General features: G+C 68.5%; 11 protein-coding genes. 8 read left to right on the forward strand and 3 right to left on the reverse strand.

Annotated elements, in window-relative coordinates; all coding sequences use genetic code 11:
* Genes hybA through VKH46_01915 form a run of 6 tightly spaced genes read left to right on the forward strand, consistent with a single transcriptional unit; the run spans position 1 to position 6,082 of the window.
* Positions 1-960 (forward strand): hydrogenase 2 operon protein HybA, encoded by a 960-nt coding sequence (gene hybA, locus VKH46_01890; GenBank protein ID HKB69564.1) that lies wholly within the window; start codon positions 1-3, stop codon positions 958-960.
* A complete protein-coding gene (gene hybB, locus VKH46_01895; protein HKB69565.1) occupies positions 957-2,153 on the forward strand; it encodes a Ni/Fe-hydrogenase cytochrome b subunit in 1,197 nt (398 codons plus the stop codon). Before hybA ends, hybB begins: the two co-directional genes overlap by 4 nt.
* Positions 2,154-2,162: 9 nt before the next feature.
* Positions 2,163-3,863: a nickel-dependent hydrogenase large subunit gene (locus VKH46_01900; protein ID HKB69566.1), complete on the forward strand. Its 1,701-nt coding sequence runs from the start codon at positions 2,163-2,165 to the stop codon at positions 3,861-3,863.
* Positions 3,860-4,417, forward strand: coding sequence for a hydrogenase maturation protease (locus tag VKH46_01905; GenBank protein HKB69567.1), 558 nt, complete (start codon positions 3,860-3,862; stop codon positions 4,415-4,417). The genes VKH46_01900 and VKH46_01905 overlap by 4 nt, the downstream gene beginning before the upstream one ends.
* A gap of 39 nt (positions 4,418-4,456) precedes the next feature.
* Entirely contained in the window at positions 4,457-5,128 is a 672-nt protein-coding gene (locus VKH46_01910; GenBank protein HKB69568.1) for a phosphoribosyltransferase family protein, read from the forward strand.
* Between the two features lie 15 nt (positions 5,129-5,143).
* The gene (locus VKH46_01915; protein ID HKB69569.1) at positions 5,144-6,082 is read left to right on the forward strand and encodes a ribose-phosphate pyrophosphokinase; all 939 of its coding nucleotides are present in this window, start codon (positions 5,144-5,146) and stop codon (positions 6,080-6,082) included.
* A gap of 1,373 nt (positions 6,083-7,455) precedes the next feature.
* Here the strand turns inward: VKH46_01915 and VKH46_01920 are convergent.
* The 3 genes from VKH46_01920 to VKH46_01930 all read right to left on the reverse strand — a co-directional run bounded on the left by VKH46_01920 (position 7,456) and on the right by VKH46_01930 (position 11,856).
* The gene (locus VKH46_01920) at positions 7,456-10,317 is read right to left on the reverse strand and encodes a TonB-dependent receptor (protein ID HKB69570.1); all 2,862 of its coding nucleotides are present in this window, start codon (positions 10,315-10,317) and stop codon (positions 7,456-7,458) included.
* Between the two features lie 160 nt (positions 10,318-10,477).
* A complete protein-coding gene (locus tag VKH46_01925) occupies positions 10,478-11,446 on the reverse strand; it encodes an ROK family protein (protein HKB69571.1) in 969 nt (322 codons plus the stop codon).
* Positions 11,434-11,856 (reverse strand): DUF3617 family protein, encoded by a 423-nt coding sequence (locus VKH46_01930; protein HKB69572.1) that lies wholly within the window; start codon positions 11,854-11,856, stop codon positions 11,434-11,436. The genes VKH46_01925 and VKH46_01930 overlap by 13 nt, the downstream gene beginning before the upstream one ends.
* A 247-nt stretch (positions 11,857-12,103) precedes the next feature.
* Here VKH46_01930 and VKH46_01935 point away from each other — a divergent pair, with 247 nt between their 5' ends.
* Both VKH46_01935 and VKH46_01940 read left to right on the forward strand, forming a co-directional pair.
* A complete protein-coding gene (locus VKH46_01935) occupies positions 12,104-13,597 on the forward strand; it encodes a right-handed parallel beta-helix repeat-containing protein (protein ID HKB69573.1) in 1,494 nt (497 codons plus the stop codon).
* A 92-nt stretch (positions 13,598-13,689) separates the two neighbouring features.
* A complete protein-coding gene (locus VKH46_01940; GenBank protein ID HKB69574.1) occupies positions 13,690-15,366 on the forward strand; it encodes a right-handed parallel beta-helix repeat-containing protein in 1,677 nt (558 codons plus the stop codon).
* Positions 15,367-15,571 lie beyond the last annotated feature (205 nt).

Below are 15,571 nucleotides of genomic sequence, written 5' to 3' on the forward strand. Positions count from 1 at the left end.
ATGTCCGTCGATCGACGATCCCTGTTCAAGGGCCTCGCCGCGGCGGGCGCGGCCGTCGCCGCCACGGAGGGGGTCTCCGAGGCGCGCGTGCGTCCCGCTCTTCCCGCCGACGCGATGGGCCTCCTCTACGACACGACGCTCTGCATCGGATGCAAGACGTGCGTCGTCGCCTGCCGCGAGGCCAACGGAAAGAAACCGGACACGACCTATTCGCCGCTGTGGGACGCCCCGAGCGATCTGAACGGCCAGACGAAGAACGTCATCAAGCTCTACAAGAGCGAGGACGGATTCGAGCGCTCGTATTTCAAGGCGCAGTGCATGCATTGCGTCGACCCCGCGTGCGTCAATGCCTGCATGATCGGCGCGCTCGGCAAGCGCGAGTACGGGATGGTCACGTACAAGCCCGAGCTCTGCTCCGGCTGCCGCTACTGCCAGATGGCCTGTCCCTTCAACGTCCCGAAGTTCGAATGGACGTCGCTCGCACCGCTGATGGTCAAGTGCGAGATGTGCGCCCACCGCGCCAAGAGCGCGCCCGTCCGCGGCGCCGACGGGTTCACCCGTTTCCCGAAGGGTGAAGGCGCCGCCTGCGCCGAGGTCTGCCCCCGCGCCGCGGTGATCTCCGGGCGTCGCGACGAGCTGCTCGCCGAGGCGAAGCGCCGGATCGCGGCGCACCCCGACCGCTACAAGGGCTACCACGAAGGCGATTCTCCGCGGGTGTTCGGCGAGGTCGACGCGGGAGGGACGCAGGTGCTGTACCTCTCGCACGTCCCGCTCGAGAAGCTCGGGCTTCCGGACCTCGGGACGCAGCCGGTCCCCGAGACGCAGCAGTCGATCCAGCAGGGCCTCTACAAGGGCTTCATCGGCCCGGTCGCCCTCTACGGGCTCCTCGGCCTCGCGGTCTTCCGGAACCGGCGCGCGGGCGGCGGGGAGTCGGACAAGACTCCGCGAGGTGACGCATGAGCGCCGGAACCGTTTCCCGGCCGGAGCCCGTCGGCGGCCCCCTTCTCACTCCGACGGTCAAGCTCATGGCGATCTTCGCCGCGATCGGAGCCCTCGCGGTCGTCTACCGCTTCGCGGTCGGCCTCGGCGCCTCGACCGCGCTCTCCAATGGCTACCCGTGGGGGATCTGGATCGCGTTCGACGTCGTCACCGGCACGGCGCTCGCCTGCGGCGGCTACGCGCTGGCAATCCTGATCTACATCGTCAACCGCGGGCAGTACCACCCGATGATCCGGCCGGCGCTGCTCACGAGCGCGCTCGGCTACAGCATGGCGGGCCTCTCGATCTTCGTCGACGTGGGGCGGGGCTGGCTCCTCTACCGCGTGCCGCTCTGGTTCCGGCACTGGAACCTCCACTCGGTGCTCTTCGAGGTTGCACTCTGCGTGATGGCGTACGTCCTCGTCTGCTGGATCGAGGTCTCGCCCGCCTTCCTCGAGAAATTCGAGGAGGGCCCGCCGAGCTTCCTGCAGCGCGCGTCGAAGGCGATCCTTCCGCCGCTCAAGAAGGCGATGCCGTGGATCATCGCGCTCGGGCTGCTCCTGCCGACGATGCACCAGTCGTCGCTCGGGAGCCTGATGCTGCTCACGGGGAAGAAGCTCCATGCGCTCTGGTCCACGCCGCTCCTGCCGCTCCTGTTCCTGATCTCCTGCGTCGGGATGGGATTCGCGGCCGTCGTCTTCGAGTCTACGCTCTCGTCCCGCGCGTTCCACCGGCCGCGCGAATCGCGGATGCTCGCCGGGCTCGCGAAGGCGATGATCCCGATCCTCCTCGTGTTCACGGTTCTCCGCGTCCTCGACCTGGCGCTGCGCGGGCGGCTCGGCCTCGTCTTCACTCCCGACCGTCACGCCCTCCTCTTCTGGCTCGAGACGATCTTCTTCCTCGCGCCGGTCTTCATGCTGCGCCGCGAGACGCAGCGGCTCGACCCGGGCAACCTCTTCCGCGCCGCGATGCTCATGATGACGGCGGGGGGCCTCTACCGGTTCGACACGTTCCTGCTGGCCTTCCATCCGGGGGTCCAATACGCGTACTTCCCGAGCGTTCTCGAGACGCTCACGACGGTCGGGATCGTCGCGTTCGAGGTTCTCGCCTACATCGTGATCGTGAAGCGTTTTCCGATTTTGAGCGGCGCGCCGCGGCCCGCCGTTCAGGGATAGAGGTCAGCAATGTCGCAACGAATCGTGGTGGATCCGGTCACTCGCATCGAGGGTCACCTCCGCATCGACTGCGAGGTCGACGGGGGAAAGGTTCAGAAAGCCTGGTCCTCGGGGCAGATGTTCCGCGGAATCGAGACGATCCTCCAGGGGCGCGACCCGCGCGACGCCTGGATGTTCACGCAGCGCTTCTGCGGCGTGTGCACGACCGTCCACGCGATCGCGTCGGTGCGCACGGTCGAGAACGCGCTCGGGATGGAAGTGCCGTTGAACGCCCAGTACATCCGGAACCTGATCGTGATGGCCCACGCGATGCACGATCACATCGTCCACTTCTACCATCTCTCCGCGCTCGACTGGGTGGACGTCGTCTCGGCGCTGAAGGCCGACCCGGCGAAGACCTCGGCCCTGGCCGAATCCCTCTCGCCGTGGCCGGGCAACAGCAAGCAGCAGATGAAAGCCGTGCAGGACAAGGTCAAGGGGTTCGTCGAGGCCGGCCAGCTCGGCATCTTCACGAACGGCTACTGGGGCCACCCCGCGATGAAGCTCCCGCCGGAAGTGAACCTCCTCGCGGTCGCGCACTACCTCCAGGCGCTCGAGTACCAGCGCAAGGTCAACCAGATCGTCGCGCTGCTCGGGGGCAAGACCCCGAACATCCAGAACCTCGCCGTGGGGGGCGTCGCCAACGCGATCAACCTCGACAGCGACTCCGCGCTCAACATGAACAAGCTGTTCATGGCCAAGGACATCCTCGACGACATCTCGAAGTTCATCGAGCAGGTGTATTTCGTGGACGTCTGCGCGGTCGCCGGGATGTATCCGGAGTGGCTGGGCTACGGCGCCGGCGTCACGAATTACCTCGCCGTCCCCGACCTCCCGCTCGACACGAAGGGAACGAAGTTCGACCTTCCCGGCGGGACGATCTTCAACGGCGACCTCGCGCACGTGCGCGAGATCAAGTCGTTCGAGGATCCGTACTTCAAGGAGAACGTCAGCGAATCGATCGCGCACTCCTGGTACGACGGCGACTGGTCGAAGCATCCCTACGAGGAGACGACCGAGCCGAAGTACACGACCTACGACGATGCGAAGAAATACTCGTGGGTCAAGTCGCCGCGTTTCCAGGGGAAAGTGATGCAGGTCGGGCCGCTGGCTCAGGTCCTCGTGGGCTACGCGATCGGCCACGAGCCGACGAAGCGCTGGGCGGACAAGACGCTCGAGACGGCCGGCGCGGTCGCGAAGACGAAGCTCACGCCCGCGGTGCTCCACTCGACGCTCGGCCGGCACGCCGCCCGGATGATCCGCACGTGCGTCATCTCCGAAACCGCCAAGAAGCACTGGGGACTCCTCGCCGCCAACATCGGCAAGGGCGACACGACGATCTTCAACCCGCCGGTCTTCCCGAAGGGGGAGCAGCGCGGCTTCGGCTTTCACGAGGCGCCCCGCGGCACGCTCTCGCACTGGATCGTCATCCAGGACGGGAAGATCGCCAACTACCAGGCCGTCGTCCCCTCGACGTGGAACGCCGGCCCGCGCGATGCGCAGAATCAGCCGGGACCGTACGAGGCCTCGCTCGTCGGGAACCCGGTCGCCAACGCCGAGCTCCCGCTCGAGGTGCTTCGGACGATCCATTCCTTCGATCCGTGCCTCGCGTGCGCGGTCCATACGTTCGATCCGAAGGGGAACGAGATCGCGCGCGTGAAAGCGCTGTGACCGGGAGCCTCGCACCGGTTCGCGTCCTCGGCCTCGGCAATGTCCTGATGGGCGACGATGCCCTGGGTCCCTGGGTGATCGAGGACCTGCTCGCCCGGTGGGAGTTTCCGGAAGGCGTTTCCGTCGTCGACGTGGGGACGCCGGGGCTCGATCTCACGCCCTATCTCGCCGATGCCGAGGCCGTGATCCTCGTCGACACGGTCAAGGGAGACGAGCCTCCCGGGACGCTCAAGGTCTACTCGCGGGGCCAGCTCCTGTCGCGCGGCCCTCAGGCGCGCGTCTCGCCGCACGATCCCGGCCTCGCCGAGGCGCTGTTCTCGCTCGATTTCGCGGGATGCGCGCCGCGGCAGGTGACGCTCGTCGGCGTCGTCGCCGGCACGGTCGCCACCGGGATCGGGCTCACCCCGGCTCTCCGCGCCGCGGTGCCCGTCGCGTCCGAGGAGATCGCGGGGCGCCTGGCCTGGCTGGGTCTTCGTCCGCTTCGGCGCGCCGGCGCCGCAACGCACCCGTGGTGGGAGCGGCCGTCCCGGGAGAGGTCCTCCGCCGGCGTCTGATCCGGCGCCGATTCCGCCCCCGGCGCGAAAGGAGAGTCGATGAACGGCTCTGACGGCATTCCCTTCGAGGATCGAAAGGACGCCGGCCGATCGCTCGTTCGGCATCTTTCCCGCTACCGCGGAGAAGACGTCCTCGTCCTCGGAATTCCCCGCGGCGGCGTGCCGGTCGCCGCGGAGGTCGCCCGTGCCCTCGGTGCCGAGCTCGACGTCGTGGTGGCCCGGAAGCTCGGCGCGCCCGGACAGGAAGAGCTCGCGATCGGAGCCGTCACGGCCAACGGCGGCGAGTTCGTCAACGCGGAGCTCGTCGCGGATCTGCGGGTCTCCGACGCGTATCTGGCGGGCGTTCGACGCGAGCAGATCGCGGAGGCGCGCCGGCGCGAAGCGCGTTTCCGGCGCGGGCGCGTCCCCCTCGACCTCCGCGGACGGGTCGTTCTGCTCGTGGACGACGGGCTCGCCACGGGCGCGACGATGCGCGCGGCGGCGCGCTCGGTCCGCAAGGCGGGTCCGGCGAAGCTCGTCATCGCGGCTCCGGTCGGGGCGGCGGAGACGTGCGCGGCGCTGCGGAATGAAGCCGACGAGGTGGTCTGTCCCAATACTCCGGAGCCGTTCGCCGCCGTCGGGTATTTCTACCGCGATTTCGCCGCGACGGAGGATGCGGAAGTCGAACGGATCCTCGACGAGTTCGCGGCGCACCGCGCCGCGGCGAAATAGGCGGAGCCCTCCCCGATGGACCTCGCCCTGATCGCCGGAACGAGCGACCTTCCTCTGGCCGAAGACGTCGCCCGGCTGCTCGGCGCGCCGCTCGGGAACCGGGAGCTCGAGCGATTCCCCGACGGCGAGTGCCATGTCCGGATCACCGACAGCGTCCGCGGAAAGGACGTCTATCTGCTCCAGTCCACCGGTCCGCCGGTCGAAGCGAACCTGTTCGAGCTGCTGCTTCTCGCCGATGCTTGCCGGCGCTCCGGCGCCGCGCGCCTGACCGCGGTCGTCCCGTACTTCGGCTACGCGCGGCAGGACCGGAGGGCGGCGGGCCGGGAGCCGGTGAGCGCGCGGTTGATCGCCGATCTCGTGTGCGAGAGCGGCTTCGACCGGATCGTCGCGGTCGACCTCCACAGCGCGGCGCTCGAGGGATTCTTTTCCATTCCTCTCGAGCATCTCACCGCGGTGGCTCTCCTCGCCGACCCTCTCCAGGCGTGGGCCTCGGCCTCCCGGCTCGTCGTCGTCGCCCCCGATCTCGGCGCGGCGAAGCTCGCCGACCGCTATGCGCGGCTGCTGAACGCCCCCGCCGCGATCGTGCACAAGACGCGTCTGAGCGGGCGCGAAGTCGCCGCCCGCGGGGTCACCGGCGACGTGGCGGGGCGCCAGGCGGTGATCGTGGACGACATGATCTCGACCGGCGCCACGATCGAAGCGGCCGCGCGGGCGCTCGAAACGGCGGGCGCGGCCTCCGTCGCGGCGGTCGTGGCCACGCACGGGCTGTTCGTCGCGGGAGCGCCGGAGCGGCTCGCGGCGGCTGCCGGCGCGAGATTGATCGTCGCGGATACGCTTCCCCGGGCCGCGTCGGTTCCGCGGCTCGAAGTCGTGACGATTGCGCCGCTCCTCGCGAAGGCGATCGGCGGCCTCCACGAGGACCGCTCCCTCGCCGAGCTCGTCGGCCGCGCCTGACGAGCGCCGGGTAACGGCGGAACGGCGCGCAAAAAAAGGCCCCGGGCGCAGGAATCCCCACAGAAAACCTGGAAGTGGGAGCGCGCCGCGAGCTGAAGCCCTCGAGCAGGGGCTCGTCTCCACATCAGCGATCGGGCGCCGGGTCGCCGGCGTCGGCCCAGCTCCGGTCCCACCCCATCCGCTTCGCCGTCTCGAGGTTGACCGTGTCGTCGGCGTTGTAAATCCCGGTCGCAACGAGGCGCCGCTGGATCTCGGGGGCGTAGGAGGCGAAATGGCGGTCGTCCGGGCCGTCGGGAACGAAGAGCGGGTTTTCGCGGACGACCTCGAAGTCCTTGTAGGACCGCGCGGCGCCGAGAGCGTTGGTCAGGCCGAGCCTCGGGCGAGATTTTCGTCGCCGAGCGGATTTTCAACCAGGCGCCGGGGACCGGCCTGGGCGAGACGGCCGGGCTCACGAACCTGGCGGACGTCGAGCATTCCCTCGGCAACTATGAACGCGAGCAAGGTCTTCTCGAGCGCGCCCTCGCCATCGGAGTCCGGGCGGAGGGAAAGGTCGACGTTCAGGTGGACGTGACGCTGCTCAACCTGGCGAGTGTCCTGCGGGACCGGGAGGAGTTCGCCCGGGCTCTTCCCCTCTTCGAACAGGCCCTCGCGATCGAAGAGAACGCTTTCGGCAAGGACAACAGCGGCGTCGCATTCACTCTCGGCGAGCTGGGGAGCTCCGCTTCGCCATGGGCGACCGGGCTCGTGCGCGAGAGCTCGTCCGCCGTTCGATCGAGACGATCGAACGGACTCTGGGTCCCTCGCACAGGAGGATCGCCCCGCCCCTCCAATACGAGGGACGCTTTCTCCTGGCCGAAGGACGGCCGCAGGAGGCTCTGCCGTTGCTCGAGCGGTCGCTCGAAATCTGGCGAAGGATGTTCATCGACGAGAACCATTCGGAAATCGCGGTCGTCCTCGTCGATATCGCTCGGACAAAGCGAGTATTGGAGGGTCCGCGCTCGGCCGAGTTCGTTCTGCGCCGGGCCCCGCGATCCAGCGAAAGGCGCTCCCGCCGGCGCACCCCGTCCTGATCCCCACGCTGACCGCACTCGGCTCGGCCCTCCTGGATCTCGGGCGACCCGCGGAGGCCGAGCCCCTTCTCGGAGAAGCCGTCGCCATCGCCAGAGCCAAGCTTCCCGAATGGCACTCGGAGCGACGAGAGGCCGAAGCGGCCTGGCAGGCAGCGCGGGCCGGAAGCGGGGGACGAGGCGTGGCGGCCGGCCAGGGCCGAGAACCCTCCGGATCCTGAAATCGTCGCGCCGGATCGGACCGCCTGAAGAAGAAGAGGAGGCCTCCGGGGCTTTCGCCCCGGAGCGCTGCGAGATTCCGAAATCCTAGAAGTGGAGACGCGCCCCGAGCTGAAGCAACCGCTGCTCGCCCTGCGCGGGGTCGCCGGCGAAAGCGGCCGGCTGGAGATCCGCGTCGGGAACGTCGACGTTTCCGCGGTACGCCGCGGGGTTCTTCGCGTTGAAGACGTTGAAGACCTGGGCGACGACCTCGATCCCGATGCCGTGCGTCAGGTCGAATTCCTTGGAGAACGACAGGTCCGTCTGCTCGAAGGAATCGCCGCGCCCGGCGTTGACGTGGGAGACGCCGGCCGGGAGGTCGAGCGGATAGCCGTCGTTGTTCGGGTCGGTTCCCGTGAAGATCATCACCGGTGTCGCCGAGCGATACCGGAAGACGCCGGAGACGTTGATCCCCCACGGCGCCGAATAGGTCGCGGCGAACGTCACCTTGTGCCGGGCGTCGGTGTCGAGCGGTCCGTAGCAGGCGCCGCGGCATTGCGGATCGAGCGGGTTGATCGAAACGTCGCGCCGGCCGCCGCCGAGATCGGGCTGGTAGTCGGTCGCGGTCAGGCGGAACTCGTCCGCGCCGCGCAGGACGTTGCCCGTGATCCGGGAGAGCGTGTAGAAGCCCTGCAGACGGAGCTTGTCGGAGAGCCGCGCGTTGAAGGAAAGGTTCGCGCCGTTGTAATCGGCCTTCCCGCCGCCGATCCAGATCCGGAAGCTGCCGAAATCGGGGAACCGGCGGTCGCCGCCGTCGACCCTCGGGTTGCCGCGGAACCGGTACGGGATGTCCCGATACTGGATGTTCGAGAGATCGAGGCTCACGCCCAGCCAGTCGGCCACCTGGTGAGAGATGCCGAGCGAGACCTGCCGGGTGAACGGCGTCTTCGTCACGCTGGGAAGAGCCACTTCGTTCGGCGCGGCCGGGCCTCCGCCGCCGGGATTCGGCGGCAGGGGATCACCGACCCGGAAATCGGGCGGAGGAACGACGTCGTAGACGACGCCGTAATTGGACTGAATGGCCGACGACGGGAAGAGGATCGTCGCATTCGTATACGGGAAGTCGTAGTAGATGCCCCAGCCGCCGTGCACGAACGTCTTCGACTGGCCGGTCAGATCGTACGAGAAGCCGAACCGGGGGCCCCAGTTCTTCTTGTCGTTCTCGAGCTTCCCGCCGAAGCTCCGGAAGTCGTCGTAATACGACGCGTCGTTGTACGTCGCCTGCGCATGGAGAGTCTGGTAGATCGGATTGCCGGTCTCGTTCAAGTCATAGCCGAGCCACAGGTCGTACCGGACGCCGACATTGACGGTGAGCCGCGCGCTCGGCCGCCAGTCGTCCTGCAGGTACGCGGAGAACTCGTTGACCGGCGTCTTCTGGCCGTTGAAGCCCGCATACTGCACGATTTCGTCCACGGGACCGTTGATGTCATTGGTCGACATGAAGTACTGGGGCGAGTCGACCCCGGCCGAGAAGTCGCCGCCGAGGCGCGGCTCGTGGATGTAGTTGATCCCGGCCTTGAAGTCGTGGCTGCTCCGGCCGATGTTGGTCGAATAGGAGAAGTCCTCCTTGTACTGGTACTTCGTCTGGCCGGTGTGCTGCGGGGTGTTCGGGTTCTGGCCCGCGACGGCGCCGTTCGGGAAATCGATCGTCGGGTGGCTCGAGTCGGGCGTGATGCCGTTGTCGAACTTCGAGTACTGGAACAGGAGCTCGTTCAACGCGCTCTGGCCGATCTGCAGCTGGTGGCTGCCGAGGATCGACGTGTACTTGTTGACGACGGTGCCGAGCGATTCCGGCGAAAACAGGGGGCTCGCTCCGTACTGGCTCGTGTTCTTCTGGTAGCCGAACCGCACCTGGAGATACTGGTCGGCCGAGATGTCGACGCTTCCCTTGGCGGCGACGAGCTCGTCGCGGAAGGGGAGCTCCGTCACGACGCCGTCGAACTGGGGAAGCGCGCCCTCCGTGTCGACCGAATAGTTCGTCTTCCGTTCGGTCCGCTCGGCGGTGAGGAAGAAATGCGCCTTGTCCCTGACGATCGGGCCGCCGACAGAGGCGCCGTACTGGTTGCGGCGGTAGGCCGGCTTGCCGCTGCCCGACTGCTTCTCGGTCTCCGTCTCCGAGTTCAGGCTCTTGTCGCGGAAGTACTCGAACGCGCCGCCGTGGAAGTCGTTCGTCCCCGACTTCGTCGCGACGTTCAGCACGCCGCCGGACGACCGGCCGTATTCCGCCTTGTACTGCTGGGTCTGGATGTGAAACTCCTGGACGGCCTCGAGCGGATAGTTCTGGAGCTGGCCGCCGATCGTGTCGTCGGTGTTGTCGCCGCCGTCGACGACGTCGTTGACGTTGCGGCCGCTCCCGCCGTCGAGGGAGATCGTCAGCTGGTCGGGCCGAGTGGGGTCGGCGTTGACCGAGAGCTGCGTCCCGGGGGCCAGCGCGCCGAAGGCGGCGAATTGCCGCCCGTCCAGAGGGAGGGTCCGGAGCTCTTCCCGGGAAACCACGGCGCCGATCGCGGCCTCCGGCCGCACGAGCGGGATCCCGGTCGAAACGATGATCATCTCGGCCCCCGGCGAGGCCTGCATCGTGACGTCCAGCGTCCGCGTGGAGGCGACGTTCAGCTCGACGTTCTTCTGTTCGATCGTCTTGAAACCGGAAACCTCATACGTGACGGTGTACGTGCCGGCGGGGACCGAGGCGATCGTGAACGCCCCGCCCCGGCCCGTCGTGTCGCCGCGGGAGAAGCCGGTGGAGGGCGACGTCGCCGCCACGGCGACGCCGGGGAGCCCCGCGCCGTTCTCGTCGCTGACGCGGCCGGTCAGAGTCGCGTTCGCGCCCTGGCCGAAGACCGCCGCCGGCGCCAGAATCAGCGCGGCGGCGGCGATTGCGCCGGCGCTGCGGGAGAGGCCGAATTTCATTTCCGCGTCATTGTTTTAGAAAGTCGGCGGTCGAACCACTCCCATATTTGTTGGAGAGGTCGTCATTGCGAGCCCTCGCGCCGAAGCCTGTTCGAAGAATCCGAGCATCAAAGATGCGAGCATCTGACCCGAGCAGATCGCCGCGTCCACGTTCGGCGGCTTATCGGGCGGCTTCCCTCGCCGCCAGCGCCGCGCCGAGCGCGCCGGCGGCGTCCTTCAGAATCGAGGCGACGACGCGGGGCTTCGCGAGCTCGGTCGAGAACGCATGGGCCAGGGCGGCCTGCCGCGCGAGGCGAACGTAAGGGGCGCCGATGTCCTCGACGACTCCCCCTCCCAGGATGAAGACCTCGGGAGCGAGCGCGTCGAAGAGATTGGCGATCGCGATCCCGACGTACCGAGCCGATCGTTCGACCGCCTCGACGGCGAGCCGGTCTCCTTCGCGGTAGGCGTCGCCGAGGGCGCGGCTGTGCAGGCGTCCGGACCGGAAGGCGTGGCGGCCGAGCGCGGTCGTGCGGCCCTTGCGGATCTCCTTCTTCAGCCACCGCGTCATGCCGCTCTTGGACGCCTCCCATTCGAGCGACCCGCGGTCGGTTCCGGCCCGCGCCCGTCGCGCGTCGATGATCATGTGGCCGAGCTCCCCGGCGTTCCGGTTGATTCCCGTGAGCACCCGCCCTCCGGAAATCACGCACCCGCCCACGCCGGTTCCGATCCACAGTCCGACGAGGTTTCGGAGCCCTTTTCCCGCGCCCATCCGCCACTCGCCGCGCAGCGCCATGTGAACGTCGTTGTCGAGGACGACGGGGCGGGAATACGCCTTCGCGATTGCCGGCCCGATCGGGAGCCTTCGGACCGCCAGATGAGGCGACCGAAGGATCATGCCGCGCTCCGGGTCGAGCGGGCCGGGACTGCCGAGGCCGATCGCCGCGATCGACGATCTCGGGACGCCGGCGTCGGCGACGGCGCCGTCGATCGCTTCCGCGATGGCGCCGACGAGCGCTCTTCCTCCGGCCGCAAACGGCGTCGCGCGCTTGCGGCGGCCGAGCCATCGGCCGGAAGAGGAAAAGACGCCGGCGAGGATCTTCGTCCCCCCGAGGTCGACCCCGACCCAGCACCGCTTCACGGCGGGCACGCGCCATCCCGCCGCGCCTGGATCCGGTAGCGGACCGGGTGCTTCGCTCCCCGCCCGTCTTCGACCTGGATCGTGAACTCTCCTTCGCCGCGATCGCCGTCGAACGCGAGCCGGCCGGCTCCGGAACCGCGGTAGCGTCCCGCGCACTCGCCGCTCCACCGGACGGTGCGGCCCTCGGCCGTCCACCCGTCGATCCTGCAGTCGTCCGCGGGAGCGCCGATTTCGGCGAGGAGAGCGGGGGGATCCGGCGCGCCGTCCACGCAGCGCTCGACGATCCGCGGCGGAGGCGCGACCGGGAGGCCCCCCATCGCGAAGGTCGTCGTGAACTCCCACTGTCCGGGGGCCGCGGGGAACCGCGAATTCCCCTTGGCGGCGAGCGTGGCGGCGAAGAGAAAGACCGAAACTGTCATCCGGGGCGGTCAGTATATCCGGCGCTTCCTGGCGTGAAATTTAATTTCGCAGAAAACATCTTTCTGACCCGCTGCCGGCGCAGTACCATCTCGGCCTCTCAGCAGCCACCCCGCGCCAAACATCATCGGAGCTCTTTGACAAGCCACTCGTCCGAGATCATTCGCCGTTTCCGAACCTTTCCCTCGTCATCCCGCCGGCCCGATGCCGGCAAAACCCTCACCTCATCAACCCATAGGAAACCCCGACATGAAAACTTTCGGTCTCGTTCTGCTGACGCTCGCCGCCGCCGTCGCGGCAGGTGCCTCGGACTTCTACGTCTCGCCGAACGGCTCGCCCGGCGCTACGGGCGACGCCGATCATCCGTGGGACCTCGCGACCGCGCTCGCGCAGCCGTCTTCGGTCCATCCCGGAGACACGATCTGGCTGCGGGGCGGAACCTATCGCGGCACGTACACGGCGAATCTGAACGGCACCGCCGACGCGCCGATCGTCGTCCGGCAGTATCCCGGGGAACGCGCGACGATCGACGGAGGCGACTCCGGCTGGAAATCGATCTTCACGATCGCCGGCTCGTACGCCTGGTACTGGGGGTTCGAGATCACGAGCTCCGATCCGAACCGCGTCTCCGCGCAGACCGGCTCGAATCCGACCGACATCGGCCGCGGCAACGTCCAGACGGAGCAGTCGTCCCGCACCGGCGACGGACTGAAGTTCATCAACCTGGTCATCCACGACGTCCAGGACGTCGGCCTCTGGAAGGAGGCGACGAACGTCGAGTTCTACGGCTCGCTCATTTCCGACAACGGGTGGAACGCGCCCGACCGCGGGCACGGGCACGGTCTCTACGTCCAGAACCGCGAAGGGACGAAGGTGATCCGCGACAACGTCATCTTCCAGAACTTCTGCAACGGGATCCAGGTCTACGGGACCGAGAACTCTTACCTCGACGACATCACGATCGACGGCAACACGATCTTCGGCAACGGCGAGATCGTGAATTCCCCGGCCGACGACATCACGATCGGCGGCGGCGTCGTCGCGCACCGGCCGGTCGTGACCGACAACTTCGTGTATTTCTCGCAGTGGGGCAACGGCAACGACATCGACCTCGGCTACGCGGACTTCGGCCGCGGCTCGTCCGGCGCCGTCGTCACCGGAAACCACCTGGTCAACGGTGTCATCAAGCAGAACGCCGCGAACTCCGGGACGGTGATGACCGGCAACACGATCTACTCCTCGATTTTCGGCTGGGACGCCGCTGAGTTCCCGCAGAACAAGTACCTCTGGTCGCACCCCGGCTCGACGGTCGCCTTCGTCCGGCCGAACGCCTACGAGCCGGGGCGCGCGACGATCGTCGCCTACGCCGGCTCCGGCGCGCCGTTCGTCCCCGCGGACGTCTCCGGCGTCCTGGCGGCGGGGCAGGCATGGGAGCTTCGGAACGCCCGCGACTTCTACGGCGCTCCCGTGGCTTCCGGAACCTACGACGGCAGGCCGATCGCGGTCCCGATGCACGGGCTGACGGTCGCGGCGCCCGTCGGCTGGCCGGCGCCTTCTCCGTCGGAGGAATTCAACGTGTTCATCCTGCTTCCGGTCGGGTCCGCTCCCGCTCCGGGAAGCGCGCCCGCTCCCCCGACGCCGTCGCCCGACCCGTCGCCCGCTCCTCCCCCCGCGCCGACAGCCGCGCCGAGCGGACCGGTCCTGTCGCCGTCGGGCCCGGCCGACGAGCGAGGGCCCGCTTAGCGCGACGGAGGACGGCGCCGGCCGCGGGGCACGTCGATTGCAGTCCGAGGCGGGCGCTGAAAACCATCGCTCTTCGCGCGCTCGCCGCGGCCGTGGCGCTCGCGTCCGCCGCGGCGGCGCCGGCTTCCGAATTCTTCGCCGCCCCGAACGGGAGCGCTTCCGGGGACGGCAGCCGCGCGCGGCCGTGGGATCTCGCGACCGCGCTCGGGGAGCCGCGCGCCGTGCGCCCGGGCGACACGATCACCCTGGTTCCCGGGACCTACCGCGGAGAGTTCCGGTCGAAGCTCCGCGGCCGCCGGGGCGCGCCGATCGTCGTCCGCGGAGAGGAGGGCGGCCGCGCGACGATCGACGGCACGCTTCGCGTGTCGGGAGTTAACGCCTGGTACCGCGGCTTCGAGGTGACGAGCTCCGCGCCGGCGCGCGTTTCGCGCCAGGACGGCCCATATCCGACCGACGTGCCGCGGGGGATTCTCGCGACCGACGCGAGCGGCGAGACCGGCGAAGGGCTGAAGCTCATCGACCTCGTCGCCCACGACCTCGCCTCGGTCCTGCTCGAAAAGGATGCCGTGGATCTCGAGATCTCCGGCTGCCTCGTCTACTACAACGGGTGGACCGCGCCGGACCGGGGTCACGGGCACGGCATCTACGTCCAGAACGTCTCCGGGACGAAGACGATCCGGGACAACGTCATCTTCGAGAACTTCGACAACGGGATCCAGGCGTACGGGAGCGCCGCCGCGGGGCTCGACAACCTCGACATCGAGGGGAACACGATCTTCGAGAACGGAGCTCCGGTGGGAGACCCGGCCAACAACGTCCTGGTCGGCGGCGGACGCGTGGCGAAGAACACGCGGATCATCGGGAACCTCCTCTGGTTCTCGGGCTTCGGACGCGGGACGCAGATCAACCTCGGATACGACCCGTACGGCGCGGGCGTGGACGGCGCCGTCGTGAAAGACAACCACGTCGTCAACGGCGAAGTGCGGATGAACCCGAAGAACGGCGTCGTCGATTTCTCGGGCAACACCGTCTTTGCGAATCTCGCGAACCTCGACCCCCGCCGGTATCCGGGCAATCGCTGGACGAAGACGCCGACGGACGGCGTCTTCGTCCGTCCCGACCGGTACGAGAAAGGGCGCGCGATCGTGACCGTCTTCAACGCCGGGCGAAAGGCGTCCGTCGCCGCGAATCTCGCCTCCGTCCTCGCGAAGGGCGAGCGCTACGAGGTCCGCAACGCGCAGAACTTCTACGGCGCGCCGATCGCGGCCGGCGTCTTCGACGGCGGTGCGGTCGTCCTCCCGATGCGGGCTTTTCCGGCCGCCTCACCGGCGGGGTGGAAGGCTCCCGCTCCGACCGGTCCGGCGTTCAACGTCTTCGTCGTGATGCGAACGGGGGAGCCGGGCGGGCCGTCAGCGGGGCGGAGGGACGTCGGTGCTTCCCGCGGTGGTCGGCGCCGTGGCGGCGGGACTCCGTCCTCCGCCGGGCATGTCGCCCGTCAGCGAGGTCGGCGCCGTCGTGCTCACCGCTCCCGGCGTCGCGCCCGGGCCCGTCGCGACCCGCAGCTCGTCGACCACGGAACGGACTCCCGGCGTCTCGCGCGCGGCTCGCAGCGCCTGGTCCTTCGCCGCGGGGGTCGCGAGCGTGCCCGAGATCGTGACGACCCGGTCGCGCGACCCGACCGTGACCGTTCCCTTCGGAATGCTTTCGGCGGCGAGTTTCCTCTCGACACTCTTCGAGAGGCGCGCGTCGGTGCGCGCGCACGCGATTGAAATCGCGACGGCGGCAAGCACGAGGAGTCTTCTCACGGGAGGCCGAGGGTGCATCTCGCGTGCCGGCGCGAGGGTCGGGCGGATGTCATCCTCCGAGGTCGAGTTGCTCGTAGGCGGGACAGGCCGGCATTCCGTCCCTTCGAATCGGAATTCGTAAGCTGCTTATTTTCATTGCCTTCCGCGCTCATTCGGACCTGTCGCGAGT

This window comes from Thermoanaerobaculia bacterium, assembly GCA_035260525.1.
Lineage (GTDB): Bacteria > Acidobacteriota > Thermoanaerobaculia > UBA5066 > DATFVB01 > DATFVB01.